The following is a 15,209-nucleotide window of genomic DNA, read 5'->3' on the forward strand; positions in this document are numbered from 1 at the left end:
GAAGGGTTTAATGAATAATGGGTTTAATGAATAATCCCTAACCTCATTAGATAATAGAATAATAAAAGAAAACATTCAAAACCCCAGGGGCTAATTTTCATGAAACGCACCATCCAAGAAATAGAGGCCAGGATAGAAAGTGGAGAAGCAAACGTCTTAACCGCTGAAGAAGTTACTAAAATGGTTTTAGAGGGAGAAGAGGTCACAACGGCTGATGTGGATGTAATAACCACCGGTACCTGCGGTATTATGTCTGGAACCCTGGCTATTTTTCATCTGCCAGTGGCCGAGCCAGGAGCGTTTAAAAAGGCTAACCATATTCTATTAAATGGTATACCTGGATTTCCAGGGCCATGTCCTAATGAATGGCTGGGATCTGTTGATTTTGTTATTTATGGAACCACACACAGCTTGAATGATCCTAATTATGGGGGCGGATTCCTTTTCAAGGATCTTGTGAAGGGTAAAGAGATAGAAGTGGAAGTGGAATCATCAGAAGGTAACGTTCTTAGAACTCCAGCCACTCTGGATGATTTTGGAACTGCCCAACTGTTGGGAACCAGGTTTGCCTTCAAAAACTACACTGCTTTCGTGAATCCCACATCTCAACCGATTTCATCGATATTTAATGCTGTAGACATGTTAGGACCATTTAAAGGACTTTCATTCTCTGGTTGTGGGGAACTGAACCCCCTACAAAATGATCCGGAACTGAATACTCTCAAGAAAGGTGCTAATGTACTTCTTAACAATTCCGAAGGCATTTTTATCGGACAGGGCACCAGAAGCACTCCCCATAAACCAAACATGATGCTTACTGCAGATATGCGTGGAATGGATTCCCACTATCTGGGAGGTTATCTCACCGGTGCCGGGCCAGAAGTCTACAACAGTGTAGCCACTGCCATCCCCATCCTGGATGATTCCATACTAAAAAGAACCTTCATAAAAAATGAAGAGATTACACTCCCTATTACCGATATCAGAGGGAGACATAGTGTTTTAGGTGAAACTGATTACGGAGCGGTGTGGAGAGATGTTGATGAGAGACCGGTGTACAAGGAGGAGGACTGTCGACGTTGCCAGCAGTGTCTGGTGGAGGAAAGGTGCCCCACTGGGGCCTTCCAAAAAAACTATTTGAATCTTAAACGATGCTTCGGGTGTGGGATGTGCAGCTTTGCCTGTCCCTACCAGATCTTTCACATGAACACTGGACAGGTGAAAATGGATTGTGATGATGAAGTAATTGAGATACCTGTGACCTGTCGCCAGTCCGATATTAAACGTGCCCGGGAACTGGCAGCAGAACTCAAAAACCGAATTATTCAGGGAAAATTTAGTTTAAGATTTTAATAGTCTATTTACTTGATAAGTTCTTGATTTAAGTTCTTGATTTAAGTTCTTGATTTAAGTTCCCAGTGATAAAATGTTCTGGGCGTCGCTGGTGAAAATCAGCAGCCCCACCACAAATCCCACCACCAGAGCCAGGACCAGGAACAGAATTAAAGTCCCCCAGATAGAAGTTTCCCCCTCTTCTATCTCCGTAGACTCCCTGTAATCACCATAATCAGGATATTCCACATAATCGTAGGCCTCTTCCGGTTCATGATAATAATCCTCATCCGAGTAATATGGATCGGCCTGCTGCTCCTGATATTCTCCCTTCATAAACTTGTTCTGCAGAGGCTTGTAATCTCCATTCTCCTGGAATAATCTTCTTTTTTTCCCTCGTGGTTTATATTCCCTGCCAGATAATTCCATTCCGCATTGATTACAGTAAATATCTTCGGGCCTTATTTCTCCACCACAGTTACGGCATTTCATGTCTAGTTACGACTCCTTTTACACCATATGTTAGTTTATGATATTTATAAAGCCCAGGTCTCTGGCATAATCCACCACTTCAGAAACTTCTAGTGGAGATGTTGGTCTGGATAACTCATCATAATGGAAGGCCTGGTAATGGGGCTGATACTGGTCCATGATATTTATGACCACATCTGCACCTAAATTTCGGTGTATCCATTGTATCAGGGGTAAAGAACAGCACTCCACATGGCCCGGTAGAACCAAATGCCTGATGATCATATCTCCCCCTTGTCTAGCCCACTTATGATTAGTTCCCACCACCTCCATGTAATCGGGAACACCGGAAAGCCTCCGGGCACATTCATCATTTCCGTACTTGAAGTCGGTCAAGTATAAGTCTGCAAAACCTTCCAACAGCTGCATGGACTCCTGGGAGAGGTACATGTTGCTATTCCAGACCAACGGAATATTCTCTCTGGTTAAGTTCATGGTTTTTAAAATGTAGTGCAAGTTGGGGGCGGGATCTCCTCCCACAAAATTCACATTCCGTGACCCTTCCCTTCGACGCAGGTCAATTCTCCTAGCCAGGGTAGAGGGGCTTACTTTCATTCCTAATTTAGGATTTTGGCTTATATCCGAGTTCTGACAGTAAACACACTTTAAATTACAACCAGCAAAAAAAATGGTATGACTAGGAATCAGAAGAGCTTCCTCTCCAAGGTGCATGAATTCAGAGGTTACTAGGGGTTCTGTTACACCGCAGACGCCAGGTTTAACTCTTCGATCAACCTGGCATCTTCTGGGGCAGAACACGCATTCGGTGAATAAAATCCCGGCAATTTTGATTTTAAGATCCATAAAAGAGAAATTAGAATAAGCATCAGGAGTAGTATTCAGAGTTTTTAGGTGATCTATGACATTCTGATGTTCTTTCCATAAACTTTTTAGAGTTTCTGAATTTGAGGCAGGAGTATGGGAGGCGGTTTTATATTTTGATGCTCTTTTATCCTGACTAACTTCATAATAGGTTTTAAGGGCATCATCTATCATATTTAACCTCTTTTAAAAAGGTTATCCTACCACCCGAAGGTTGGAACATAACAACTGAGGAATAATGAAGGGACCCAGTTGTCTTTTCTCTCCGGATATTCCCTTAACGTCCTTTAATATTTCGAATATGTTACCCGAAAGCATAGCCTTCTTCACCGGCCCTTCAATCTCCCCATCCTTAATTAGAAAAGCATTCATGGCCTCTACCGAAAAATCACCGGATATGGGGTTGGCAGTGTGTGCTCCCAGCACATCGGTAACCAAACAACCCTCCTGGACTTCATTTATGTCCGGGTAGTTTTCAAATTCCACAAGTAAGTTGCTTAGACTGACTGAAGGCATATCAGCATAGGAAGTCCTCATTCCATTACCAGTGCTTTCCATATTGCCTTTTTGGGCCGTGTAAATATCATATATAAAATTCTGGAGAACTCCATCCTTAATTAGGGTGGTTCTCTGGGTGGGTGTTCCCTCTCCATCCCCATGGGATGAATAGAGACCTCCGTTAATTGTACCATCATCATAAATATGAAGTCCATCTGCAGCCACCTGTTCTCCTTCCTTTCCAGCATAGATGGAACGTCCTCTTTGAACGTTATCCCCGTTGATGGCCTGGGTGAAGGTGGAAAGAAGTCCAGCCGCGGCTTGATGATCCAGCACTACCATCATGCTTCCAGTTTCCACTGGTTCACCTCCCCTGGAATCCAAGGCTATCCTGCAAGCCTTACCTGCAATTTTTTCTGGATCCAGCTCCATCTGACAGGAGGAGTGGGATTCATGTGCGGTGGAGACCCTTTCCCCATCCCGGGCATTGACTGATATAAAACCAGAGAACACGGTGGAAGAATTTTTACACTCAGCTCCCTGAGAATTTAATAATACACTATTTCTGTAACCCACAGCATAACCACCGGATGTAGGCTGACAGCCTTCTTCCAGGGCGGTGGATACTAAAAGTTTACCAAAATCAACCGCTTCTTCTACATCAAGATATTCAGCCCGCTTATCATAAAGATCTTTTACAATAGGATAGCTACTTAGAGAGGCGAATTTGAAGTTTTCATCAGGGAGGTTGGCCCTGGCACTGTCTGCTGCCTTCTGGACCGTTTCATCCATCAAGTCCAGGTTGGTGGTGTAGGCAAAGCCCATCCTTCCCTGGACAATAACCCTTATACCCATTCCCAGGGAGTACACTTTCTTGGCAAAACCCACCCTATCCTTCTGTATGTCAACATCTAGGCCTTCTTCTTTTTCTAAATAGATTTCAGCTTCATCTACCAATTTCCGGGCTTTATCTAGAGCTTCGTGTGCCAACTCTTCCATCACAGTAAGAACCTCCTAATTGCTTCATTCACCCCATCTCCATAGGGCTTTTCGGTGACATAATCAGCTTTAATCTTAAGTTCCGGGTCAGAATTGGCCACCGCTACCTTCCAGCCAGCTTGTTCTAAAAATTCCAGGTCATTTTCACTATCCCCAATAGCCATTATCTCCTCAGGATTAATTCCCATGTTTTTGGCAACTTTAAGGAGTGACAATCCCTTATTCACTGCCGGATCAGTTAGATGTAACGCGAATTGGGTGTCGTATACTTCCACATCCCAACTTTTCAGGGCTTCCTTAACCTTCTTTACAGGTAGGCTGCGCTCCAAGGCTATTTCCGAGACACGGGCTGATGAGTACTCCACCTTTTTAACGTCGTATAATTTCCTGAGATGTTGGAAGGCCCTTTCACATTTTTCCAGATTACCCAGTACCGATATTTCGCCCGCATACTCAATTACCCCACCATTTTCAGCTACCAACCCTCCGGTGGTTCCCAGGAGGATAGATATGGTTTTGGTGGAACAGAGTATGTTTCCGGTTACGATGATGACGGGAATCCCCCGGTCTTCAACTTTTCTTATGGCCTCCAGGGCCCCAGGGCATAATCTACGTTTCTGGTCAGTAATGGTGCCATCCACGTCCAAGGCCAAGGCTTTAATGGAGATAAGATCATCCTCCCTATACAAATGAACCGTAACGGTACGCTATATTACACGTACCCTCTTTACTGACCATACAAGCCCCTATAGGATTGGTAGGTGTGCATTTGTCCTTAAATAGTGCACAATCCTCAGGACGGGCCACTCCCCGAAGTATGGGGCCGCACAGACATCCCGTTGCAACTTCCTGGGATGGCTCCACATGGAGATCGAATTTCTGCCGGGCATTATACTGAGAGAATTCATCCCGAACTTCATAAACAGAATTAGGTATATCTGGGAACCCTCTCCATTCCCTGGTTTTAATGTAGAAGACCTCTTCTAAAAGTTTTTGGGCCTTCAGATTTCCTTCCTCCCTTACGGCTCGCTGGTACTCGTTCTGGACCAGTGCTTTGCCCTCATTTATCTGCTTAAGAATCATGTACACCGACATGAGGACATCAAGGGGGTTGAAACCTGCTACCACCTGGGGAATGCCGTATTTTTCGGAAAATATCTGGTAAGGACCGGTCCCTATGATGGTAGAAACGTGTCCTGGTTCTATGAGAGCATTTAGATTAACCTCACCAGACTCTATCAAAAATTGAAGAGCAGGCGGTATTAGCCGGTGACAGGATAGTATAGAGAAGTTTTCAGGAGGTTCCGCTACCAGTTCAGCAGCAGTAGTAGGGGCCGTGGTCTCAAAACCAGCAGACATGAACACCACCTCCTTATCAAACTTCTGTGACATTTCCACTGCATTTCTAACACCGTAAACCACACGTACGTCAGCTCCTTCGGCTTTGGCCTCGGCCAGGGAACCTTTACTGCCGGGAACCCTTAGCATGTCACCGAAGGTGGCTATAGTTACCCCCTGTCGAGCCAGTTCCAGACATTCATCAACCTCCCGGGAGGGTACACAACATACTGGACAGCCTGGACCAGCCACCACTTCCACTTCCGGTGGGAGTAAAGTTCTAATTCCATGCTGCATTATGGTGTGTTCATGGGATCCGCACACGTGCATGATCTTCACGGGGCGGGCAATCTTTTCGATACGTTTTAGGATCTCTCTTGAAAGGTTCTTCATAGTGGGCACCTTAATCTTCAAAAGTCACATGTGAATGAAAGATTCTGAAGTTCTCATTGTCTCAGTTTAATGTTTTAAAGTGTATCTAACTTTAGTGTCTTGAATTAATTTTATATGCCTAAAGTACATAAAAAACTTCCAGCCAATGTAGATTATAACAGACGTACTATTTTCTTGCAGACTGCTCTAAAAAGTTAGAACAAATTAAATCTTCCAGGCATTTTTCAACAAAAAACACGATTATCAGCCGCTGGGTCATATTTATCCCTGATATTACTTGATTACTGCCCAATAAAACTATTTGTGACTGGTAAAAGCACTGCCTAGTTACAGTTAAATATTGTAATTTCAAAACTATAATCTATACGTTCCCTGTAAATATTTTAAAGAGATTTAGAATTTCATCACTATATTTTGGTAGGTTAAATGAGGGTGGCTGTAGTTGGTTTAGGAGTAGAGGGCAGATCTGCTTTAAAATCTCTTTTAGATCGTAACATGGATGTCTATGCATCCGATCTAGATTTAGATATCCCTATCGAACCCCAGGACGGGCTTGAAATTGATCTGGGGTTTCATAACTTTGAAAAGATAAGATCTGCAGATGCGGTGGTTATAAGTCCCAGCTTATGGAACTTAAATAGTTTCAAATCATTTCAAAATAATGACAAGTTACTATCAGATGTTTTTACCCATCATAAATCAACCCTAACCATAGGAGTTACCGGTACCAACGGTAAAACCACCACCTGCCTCATGATCACCAGTATCCTCCAGAAGGCAGGGTATAAAGTTCTGGTTGGAGGTAACGCTGGTGGAGGGTTTCATGGTTACACAGAAATCATCTTAGAAGCAGAAAATAATGATTATGACGTTATGGTGGTGGAAGTGTGTGATATGACCCTGAATTTCTGTCGGGGCAGTTTTGATCTGGACCTAGTGGTGGTAACCAACCAGGGAAAAGATCACCTGGATATCCATCAATCCCAGAACAACTATCTAAATTCATTAAGGGAATTTATCATGGATAAGGAAACCATACTTAACCAGGATGATCCTTTACTGGTGGAACTCGGAAAAAGTTCCAGTGAAGTCCACTACTTCCATAAGGATAATGAAAGGAAGTTGAAACTCTTCGGTAAATTCAACCAGGAGAATGCTGCAGCTTCCGCCAAAGTGGCAGAAGTAATGGGCATCCGGCGTGAGTTGGTAGATGAAGTCCTTGGCAGTTTCAAAGGGGTGGTCGGTCGAACCGAGATAATGGATATCTCCGGTTCTAAACTTGTTATCGGGAAAACTGATAACGTTGACGCTGTTCAAGCTGTAATGCGTGAAGTCGATTTTCAGGTGGCCATTGTAGGCACTCCACGCAGAAACGAACCCTGGAGATTTGAGATATTAAAAGAAATAGAAAAACACCAGCCCCAAATCATAGCCCTGTTTCCTGGATTGGATAACACGGTGGCTGAAGCAAAAAAGGTTCTGGAAAATTATACCGGTCAAATTGTAGAACTTGATAACAATCAAGAAGTGATGGAGTTCGCCAAAAAATCCTTGGAAAGTAATTTAACAGTTTTCCTGGGTGGAAACGGCCAGGAAAACTTAATGAGAATAAGAAGAAAGCTACTGGAGAATGATCTTTAAATTTTTTAAAATAAAGGTGTGAAAGATGGTAAACCTTAAAAAATCATTTGTAGGCATTTTATTATTAATAATACTGGCGGTAGCCATGTATCCACTTGGGAATATGATTGAGGATCAATTTCCCGCCCAAAAACCTAATGAAATAGCTTCCACGGATTTAGGAAACACCGTATTGGCGGGAACCAAGGTGGTGGATGACTCCAAGGTACGTAAAACTTCCAGTATTTACCATCCGGATTATATTATTGATCTCATTTTTGAAGGAAAATATCTAAAATTCTTCACCGCCCTATCCACTGGAACCGTAGAAACCCCCTTTCAAGAAATTACAGGGGAAACCATCTCTTCCCAGGGGACAGCCCAGGGATTTGAAGGTCCAGGTTATCTTACCGTCAGGGATGACAAACTGGTGGTCAGTCCACCGGACACCTTCGTATGGGGCTTTAAAACGCCTTATACCATTGGAGTAAAAACCAAAAACGGTTTGGAGATCCGGGAGAATGGTAATACCGTTAAAACCGTGTCTTTATCAGATATGAGTAACAGTACCATCCCGCATGACTACGTTAGCTTTAAAAATTTCGAGAAATGGTACAATAAGTCCGATGTAGGAGACAACATTACCCTCGACTACCAGATATCCCGTTTCAGCGATGGGCGAAACCCGGTTACTCCTTCCCAGATCGTGACCTACTTTGGAGCCGGAGTAAAGGACTACATGAAACAGTACCCCGGTGGAACCCCGGTGATGGCCTACAACGGTGCCACCAGTCAGCAGGTTATAAGCAGTGCGGTGGATTCCATGGGATCTTATCCCGAATATGACGATAACACCCGGGCTTTGAATGGTAAACAGTTTGCCATTGGGTGGAATGGGACCATAATTCCCCCTCACACGGCCTCCAGTGGAAAAGATGACATAACTTTCTACGGGGTGTACGATAAGAACGCCTCGGGAGATGGTAAAGGAGGATATGTAAGCCACGGAGCATGCCCCCCCGGAAGATCCTTAAGATCAGCGGTTATGAAGATAGGATTCCCCCTGCCCAGAGGTATGAGTGGAGGATACTATTCAGTGGCCATAGAAAGCCACCCAACTACTGATATATTCGTAAATAACACCAGTGACTTCCCGGTACAGATAATCATGTGGACCCAGGGAAGTGGAGCCAGTATGCGCATCTACACTCAAGTGATACAGTTTTTACCATGAGGAAGTGAATTTTTGAATCCCATCTCTGCCATAATAACTGCTGCCGGCAAAAACCGCAGGATGAGGCAGGATTTAAAAGATCGAGGAATACCTTATGGACATAAACTCCTCCTGGAGATTGATGGCGAGAGAGTTTTAACCAGAACTGTTAGAAACGTTCTAGATGTCGGTGTAGGGGAGTGTCTGGTGGTTCTAGGCCATTACCAGGAGGAATTACTTCCAGTTCTAGACGATGTGGATGATGAACGGCTCAAGATAATAGTCAACCCGGATCGAGATGTGGAATTATCTCAAACTCTTCTCAACGGCGTTTTAAATGCCGTGACCGATTACTGTTTATGCGTGGCCGCCGACCAGCCCACAGTTACTACCTCGACCTTAAAAAATTTGGTGGACACTCTTTTTAACTCAGCTGAACCCGAAAACACCATATCTATCCTGGCCCGGAGGTCAGTTGGACAGTTAGAGTCTGCTAAAGGATTGGGTATGCCCTTTGCCTGCCACAGAAACATCCTAATGCGTTTCCTACCCCGCGATGCCGATAATCTCAACCCAATCCTCGGGAAGATGATCAGGGAATGTGTTAAATTCTATGGTGTTCCGCACCAGGATGAAGTGGAGCTTTTAAACATTAACCGGTATGATGACTACTTGAAGGTTTTAGAACTCCTGAAGAAAGAATAAATTGAAGGAATGGAATTCAATGTAATTTAAAAGAGGATGAGACCGAAGATCTCATCAAACAGGCAATTTAATTTTTTTTTAGGCCATGCTTTCCAGGGCGTTGATCACGCAACCTATATTCTCCCCGGTTAACCCCACAATAACTTCATCTTCTTTTATATCAGCATACTGGCGGGATCCACTGCAACCCAGGGTGATGTTCGGTCTTCGGCGAAGGAAAGGTCCTGCCACGGCATCAGCACAGATTGATTGTATGCCTGCAAAATCTGCTTCTACACGTCCACCCATGGTGTATACTAGGGCTTGGGATAGTTTCAGAGCTTGGGCAGGATTAGCAAGAATGACAATAACGTCAGGGTCAAATTTAGCTTCTTCCAAGGGCATATAAACCAGCGCATACATTATAGGATCGATTTTGGGGATGGAGTCCATGGTCTTTTTTGCTGAACCAATACTGGAGAACCTGCCCAGCCCATAATAAAATTCACCAGTTTTAACCTTCTGCGGAGGTTCCATGAGTCCTAAAGCTGCTGCTCCACCTTTACACATCTGTTCTTCAGCAGTAGCATAGAAACTTTCGCCCTGGCTGGCTTTTTGCACCATTTGACAGTGCCTCACATTCTCTGAAATCTTAGGCACTCCTTCTGGAAGATCTTCTGCCCTTAAAATGAATTTTATCGCAACAGGAGATTTTTTTAGCCCCAGATTATCCTTTAATTTTTGGGATATAACATCATATCCATTTGCCTCGCACATAATTTTCACCTAAATAGTATTGGGTGATTATGACCATAAAATTTTCTATTAACCATCTGTTGGAGAAAAAAATAAATTTGGCATTCAAAAAAAAAAAAAACAAAAAAAAAATTCATTTTTAAATTCAAATCTTAGTTGAATTAATTCCATCCAAAATATTTCTAATCCTATCTTTAACGTTGGAAGACTCTTCAACCACAGTGCCGGTAACAATGATGTCAGCACCAGCCGCAGCCACTATTTGAGCATCCTCTCTGGTTCTTATTCCCCCACCCACAATCAGAGTGTGGTTGGTGTACTTTTTAACGGCGCCAATCATCTCGGCGGGCACATGTTTGTCCACTCCAGAACCAGCTTCCAAATATAAAAATCGCATGCCCAGAAACTCCGCAGCCAGTGCATAGGCCACGGCAATATCCGGCTTGTTACGGGGAATGGCTTTGGCGTCTCCCACCCATCCTGCTGTGCCTCCTGGCTCTACAATTATGTAACCCATGGGGATAGTCTGTATCCCCGTTCTTTTGACCAGTGGGGCACCAAGTGCCTGGGCACCAATTATCCAGTAGGGATTGGTGGAGTTTAAAACACTCATAAAGAAAATGGCATGAGCATAACTGCTCACCCCGGTGGTATTACCGGGAAAGAGTATAATGGGAGTGTCCAGGTTCTCCCTGATTATCTTGGCGGTAGCGTCCAGATCCTGGGAGTTGGTTATGGAACCTCCCAGCATGATCCCGTGGCTTCCAGCGGCCACGGCTTCTTTAGCTTTTTTCAAAGCCTCCTGAGGAGTTTGTTCATCTGGATCGAGTAAAGTAAGATGTATTTTGCCCTTTTTAAGTAAATTTTGGACATGTTCTTCAACTATCATGTTTATCACTTCAAGACATTCACATCAAAAAAATAAACAATAAATTAATTTAAGGCCCAGATGGGCCAGGGAGGTATGATTAACCCCGTGGTTCTTTGGCCTTGAATCTCAAGCCTTTATATCCGCATTTGCGGCAGGTTTTTGCTGTGGGCGGGTTTCGAGCGTTACATTTAAGACATATTTTGATTTTGAATAACCTGTTCTCTGCTTCTTCAAATCTAGCCATAATTTAGCCTCCTATAAATTCATTCTGAATCTTTACAACTTCCCTACTTGATTCGGCCCGGGAATAGGCCTCTAAAAGCTCCCGATTGAGCTCTAGAAAATGAGGTCCCCACTTGAAGGAGGACATTATCTGGATAGCATTATTTTTCAGTCCCACTATATAAAAGGTTGCGGCCACTGCCTCTGCAGTGGACAGTATGCAGGGCTTGCCATAGTTGGTGGGATTAGCAGCCACCAGGAATGGGAGGGATCGGTGATTCTTCTTACCGCGAAATATAGGTGAAGATTTATCAATTCTCCTCCATGAACAATCTAAACCAGCAATACCATATTTTAAAACCATTTCCCTGTCTTCTGGCGAAACTGCCTTGGTTGCAAAGGGATCTAATACTAGAGCTCCCTTAGGAAGTTGGTTAAGGTGAGTGACCATTTTTATGTAGCCTTTCTTATCCAGGCGTCTTGTGGTGCAACGTTTGGGATCGCACTGTTCAGCGTGATATACAGTTACTTTCATGAAATATTACTCAAAACTTGTGATTTGCTCAAACATATGGTTAAGAAAAAATTGAGTATTGAAATTGAGTATGATGATACTATAAAAATATTTATTATTTTTTACTTATTAAAGTTGTCCAAACTGTCCAATTACTTAGATTTATATTACCCACTAACATTTCATTATATACAGTTTCATTAAATACTGGTGATTTTATGAAATACAAGCCCCCAAGTGTACTTCTAGTGGAAGACGACCCCCAACATGCCGAGTCCATTAAGGCCATGTTGGAAAGGGTTCATGAATTTGATTTTGTGCTTAAACACTGTTATAAACTTCAAGAGGGGCTTAAAATTTTGAAAAATGATGAATTTGATGTAATTCTTCTGGATCTGGGTCTTCCAGATAGTGCTGGTTTTGAAACTTTTCAATCCATTCACCAACAGGCCACCAAGATTCCCATTGTAATATTCACATCCCTCTTTGATGAGGAAATCGCGCTGAAAACCCTGAGGTCCGGTGCTCAGGAATATCTATTTAAAGGAGAGTATGATGGGCAGGACCTGGTTACGGCCATAAATCATTCCATTGCCCGGATGAAATTCGTGGCGAGTAATGATTAAAATTACTGGTTATCAATCTCTTTAAATTAATTAACTTCTTTAACTGATTTAATTATTTTTTATAATTCATTCCCACACCCCAACACTTGGCGAAGGACTCTCCCAATTTGAAGTACTCTTTTCTGCCCATATCAAATAGCATGGGTTTTAATTTATCCATGTCTATAGTACCATTGGTTAAGATGGATTCATCAGCATGGGCAGATATTATTTCTCCAATTAATAGGTCATGAGTCTTAAAGTCCACCAGCTGGTATAATCGGCACTCCATGTTGACTGGGCATTCAACGATCATGGGAGCGGTTTCCAGTTCCCCGTAGAAAGTTTCAAAAACGTCTGATTTATCTATATCGTGCCCAGAAACCAGCCCACAGTAGTCCGTCTGCACCACTAAATCCTGGGAAGGCAGGTTCACGCTGAAGACCTTGTTTTGTTTAACACCGGCAGTGGTGTAGTGGATTTTGGCCATACTTACACTTATGTAGCTCTGTAAATCATGGTTCATGATACCCACATGGGCCACTGGCATGTAATTAACCCTTCCATCTGTTATGGAACCAACAATAGTCACCGGCATTGGATACAAGCAATTAACCGGCCCTAAATTTTTTTTCATAATTGTTCCTCCAAAATTTAAGCTTTAGGCCATAAATTATTTCTTTCAAAATCTAGAATCTTGTTAACAGCGGCGCCCGGATTTTCAAGCTCCTGCACATCATAGTAGCGGCCCCCGGATGCAATGGCCAGTTCCATATTCATATCCCTACCGTAACGGGCTGTTTGTTCAAAGTTAATGACTATGGTTAAGATTTCATCTTCCTGAAGTTTTTCTGCTATCTTCAAAGCATCAGGAATGGGTCCCTCTTCAATTCCCACGTTGGGCATACCATCAGTGAGTATAACCATAAAGGGTACAAATTCACCCTTTTTATTCTCTTTTCTTAGAATTTCCAAGCCTTTTTTCATTCCAGATGCCAGGGGGGTTGTTCCTCCCACGGTTATCCTATCAATTTGCTCCTGAAAGGAAGAAGCCCTTTTGGTGGTGGGCACGATGACCTCAGCTTCCTTCCCTTTGAATCCGATTACACTTATCTTGTCCTGATGACGGTTGGTGTCCTGTATAATGCTGTCCATGATACCCTTCACCCGGTTAGCCTTTCGGTCGCTGATCATGGACCCACTGATGTCCACCACCACGGCGATGGATGCTCGGGCTCCGTGCTTACGGACCTTATGGCGGATGTCATCACTTCTAACCTTAATGGAACCTTCCGAGTGAAGGGCGGCAGCTCGAAGAGTAGCATCTATGGCCACATCGCGAGAATCCCCACGGGGGAGTCTACTCTTGATATAGCGCCCTTTTTCTGTTTTAGAGTCTACACTCCGTCCATAGAGACGTTTCTTTTTTTTACCCTTCATCTTTAACAATTTTTTTATATCAACCCCCTCTTCTTCTGCTTCCGGGGTTTCTTCCCTTTCATCATTACTTTTCAGCTGCATTCCCTTAGCTTTCCCTTCGGACTCTTCCGATGAGACACTGACACCTTGACTCTGATCCTGTCTGATGTTTCGCTCTTCTGCACTGGATTGTTCTTCTTTTTCCTTATCTTTTTCATCCTGCATCTGGGACTGGGCATCTTCCACCTTCTTCCGTATCTGTTCCTGATCGCAGGACTGTTTGTGAACTCTTTCCCCCAACACCAGGAGGGCGGCCTCTTCCACGTGGCGGTAATTAACCTGTTCCTGGCCCCGGTAAGCAGCTATGGTTTTTGCTGTCTTCAGAATAGCTATATCTGCCCGGTGCCCATCCACCCCCATGTCCAGGGATATTCTGGCAATTAATTCCATTATAATCCTGGGGACCATAACTTTATTCAGATTATGGCGAGCCTGGATGATGCTGGCCTGTATATGTTCCTGTTGTTCCTGATAAACTTTTCGAAATGCAGTTGGGTCTTTTTCAAATTCTTCACGACGATTCATGATCTGCACCCGATCCTCCAGGTCCAGAAGACTCTGTACCGAGATGTGGAGGCCGATCCGGTCCGATAGTTGTAACCTGAGATCCCCCTCAGCAGGATTCATGGTACCCACCAGTATGAAATTGGAAGGGTGGGCCAGTGAGATTCCTTCCCGCTCCACCACATTAACGCCATAAGCGGCGGCATCCAAGAGCACATCCACCAGGTTATCATCCAGTAGATTGATTTCATCTACATAGAGGATATTTCGGTTTGCTTCAGCCAATATTCCTGGCTCAAGAGCCTTAATTCCCTCCCGGAGAGCTTTCTCAAGGTTTATGGAACCAACCACCCGGTCTTCAGTTGCTCCCAGAGGTAGTTCAACCACTCTCATTTTCTTCTCTTCCACCTCATAGTCACCAGACTTACAGGAATCGCATAAGGAATCCTTATCCTCAGGGTCACAGTTAAAAGGACATCCCTTAACCACCCTGATGGGCGGTAACAGGTCTGCCAGGGCACGTACAGCCGTGGTCTTACCGGTGCCCTTATCCCCTTTAATGAGTACCCCCCCAATGGATGGATTTATAGCATTAAGTATAAGTGATTTTTTTACGTTTTCCTGGCCAACAATAGCTGAAAATGGAAAAATAAGGTTTTTCAATATTCTCACCGTTTTTTAAATGGTTAGTCATTCATTTTCCGAAGTTAAGTCATTAATTAATGGTAATACTATGGGATCAATCCAATAAATATTGTGGTAACTCCACATCTGCCACTGCACTTAAAAAAATTTATAAAAAATCATAAATAACAGGGCACACATAAT

The 15,209-nt window shown here is 43.5% G+C and carries 16 protein-coding genes; 5 read left to right on the top strand and 11 right to left on the bottom strand.

Going from position 1 to position 15,209, the window contains the following annotated elements:
* The first annotated feature begins 99 nt into the window (after positions 1 to 99).
* On the top strand, positions 100 to 1,353 hold the full coding sequence (locus FGU46_RS02905; RefSeq protein WP_286476339.1) for a methanogenesis marker 16 metalloprotein: 1,254 nt from the start codon (positions 100 to 102) through the stop codon (positions 1,351 to 1,353).
* 54 nt (positions 1,354 to 1,407) lie between these two features.
* Here the strand turns inward: FGU46_RS02905 and FGU46_RS02910 are convergent, their stop codons facing one another.
* From FGU46_RS02910 to hypD, 5 genes are read right to left on the bottom strand one after another with little or no spacing between them, the layout of a single operon-like run.
* Positions 1,408 to 1,824 (bottom strand): zinc ribbon domain-containing protein, encoded by a 417-nt coding sequence (locus FGU46_RS02910; protein WP_286476342.1) that lies wholly within the window; start codon positions 1,822 to 1,824, stop codon positions 1,408 to 1,410.
* A 30-nt stretch (positions 1,825 to 1,854) separates the two neighbouring features.
* Complete coding sequence (locus FGU46_RS02915) at positions 1,855 to 2,859, bottom strand: radical SAM protein (RefSeq protein WP_286476345.1); 1,005 nt, start codon at positions 2,857 to 2,859, stop codon at positions 1,855 to 1,857.
* 21 nt (positions 2,860 to 2,880) lie between these two features.
* Complete coding sequence (locus FGU46_RS02920; protein ID WP_286478513.1) at positions 2,881 to 4,182, bottom strand: TldD/PmbA family protein; 1,302 nt, start codon at positions 4,180 to 4,182, stop codon at positions 2,881 to 2,883.
* The gene (locus FGU46_RS02925) at positions 4,182 to 4,871 is read right to left on the bottom strand and encodes a phosphoglycolate phosphatase (RefSeq protein WP_286476348.1); all 690 of its coding nucleotides are present in this window, start codon (positions 4,869 to 4,871) and stop codon (positions 4,182 to 4,184) included. The genes FGU46_RS02920 and FGU46_RS02925 overlap by 1 nt, the downstream gene beginning before the upstream one ends.
* Positions 4,864 to 5,913: a hydrogenase formation protein HypD gene (hypD, locus tag FGU46_RS02930; RefSeq protein ID WP_286478515.1), complete on the bottom strand. Its 1,050-nt coding sequence runs from the start codon at positions 5,911 to 5,913 to the stop codon at positions 4,864 to 4,866. The genes FGU46_RS02925 and hypD overlap by 8 nt, the downstream gene beginning before the upstream one ends.
* Before the next feature lie 426 nt (positions 5,914 to 6,339).
* Between hypD and FGU46_RS02935 the strand changes: the two genes are divergently transcribed.
* Genes FGU46_RS02935 through FGU46_RS02945 form a run of 3 tightly spaced genes read left to right on the top strand, consistent with a single transcriptional unit; the run spans position 6,340 to position 9,451 of the window.
* On the top strand, positions 6,340 to 7,554 hold the full coding sequence (locus tag FGU46_RS02935) for a Mur ligase family protein (protein ID WP_286476349.1): 1,215 nt from the start codon (positions 6,340 to 6,342) through the stop codon (positions 7,552 to 7,554).
* 25 nt (positions 7,555 to 7,579) lie between these two features.
* Positions 7,580 to 8,767: a hypothetical protein gene (locus FGU46_RS02940; RefSeq protein WP_286476351.1), complete on the top strand. Its 1,188-nt coding sequence runs from the start codon at positions 7,580 to 7,582 to the stop codon at positions 8,765 to 8,767.
* A 12-nt stretch (positions 8,768 to 8,779) separates the two neighbouring features.
* Positions 8,780 to 9,451 (top strand): nucleotidyltransferase family protein, encoded by a 672-nt coding sequence (locus FGU46_RS02945; protein WP_286476355.1) that lies wholly within the window; start codon positions 8,780 to 8,782, stop codon positions 9,449 to 9,451.
* 78 nt (positions 9,452 to 9,529) lie between these two features.
* Here the strand turns inward: FGU46_RS02945 and FGU46_RS02950 are convergent, their stop codons facing one another.
* The 4 genes from FGU46_RS02950 to FGU46_RS02965 all read right to left on the bottom strand — a co-directional run bounded on the left by FGU46_RS02950 (position 9,530) and on the right by FGU46_RS02965 (position 11,814).
* A complete protein-coding gene (locus tag FGU46_RS02950) occupies positions 9,530 to 10,207 on the bottom strand; it encodes a DUF169 domain-containing protein (RefSeq protein WP_286476357.1) in 678 nt (225 codons plus the stop codon).
* Positions 10,208 to 10,331: 124 nt separating this feature from the next.
* Complete coding sequence (locus FGU46_RS02955; protein WP_286476359.1) at positions 10,332 to 11,075, bottom strand: phosphoglycerol geranylgeranyltransferase; 744 nt, start codon at positions 11,073 to 11,075, stop codon at positions 10,332 to 10,334.
* A gap of 79 nt (positions 11,076 to 11,154) precedes the next feature.
* Positions 11,155 to 11,301 (bottom strand): 50S ribosomal protein L40e, encoded by a 147-nt coding sequence (locus FGU46_RS02960; protein WP_286476360.1) that lies wholly within the window; start codon positions 11,299 to 11,301, stop codon positions 11,155 to 11,157.
* 3 nt (positions 11,302 to 11,304) lie between these two features.
* Positions 11,305 to 11,814 (bottom strand): DUF367 family protein, encoded by a 510-nt coding sequence (locus tag FGU46_RS02965; RefSeq protein WP_286476361.1) that lies wholly within the window; start codon positions 11,812 to 11,814, stop codon positions 11,305 to 11,307.
* Positions 11,815 to 12,011: 197 nt separating this feature from the next.
* Between FGU46_RS02965 and FGU46_RS02970 the strand changes: the two genes are divergently transcribed.
* On the top strand, positions 12,012 to 12,419 hold the full coding sequence (locus tag FGU46_RS02970) for a response regulator (protein WP_286476362.1): 408 nt from the start codon (positions 12,012 to 12,014) through the stop codon (positions 12,417 to 12,419).
* A gap of 52 nt (positions 12,420 to 12,471) precedes the next feature.
* Here the strand turns inward: FGU46_RS02970 and FGU46_RS02975 are convergent, their stop codons facing one another.
* On the bottom strand, positions 12,472 to 13,035 hold the full coding sequence (locus tag FGU46_RS02975) for a flavin reductase family protein (RefSeq protein ID WP_286476364.1): 564 nt from the start codon (positions 13,033 to 13,035) through the stop codon (positions 12,472 to 12,474).
* Between the two features lie 17 nt (positions 13,036 to 13,052).
* The gene (locus FGU46_RS02980; RefSeq protein WP_286476365.1) at positions 13,053 to 15,053 is read right to left on the bottom strand and encodes a VWA domain-containing protein; all 2,001 of its coding nucleotides are present in this window, start codon (positions 15,051 to 15,053) and stop codon (positions 13,053 to 13,055) included.
* Positions 15,054 to 15,209: the final 156 nt, after the last annotated feature.

The sequence above is a fragment of the Methanobacterium sp. CWC-01 genome, assembly GCF_030323845.1.
Taxonomy (GTDB): Archaea; Methanobacteriota; Methanobacteria; order Methanobacteriales; family Methanobacteriaceae; genus Methanobacterium; species Methanobacterium aridiramus.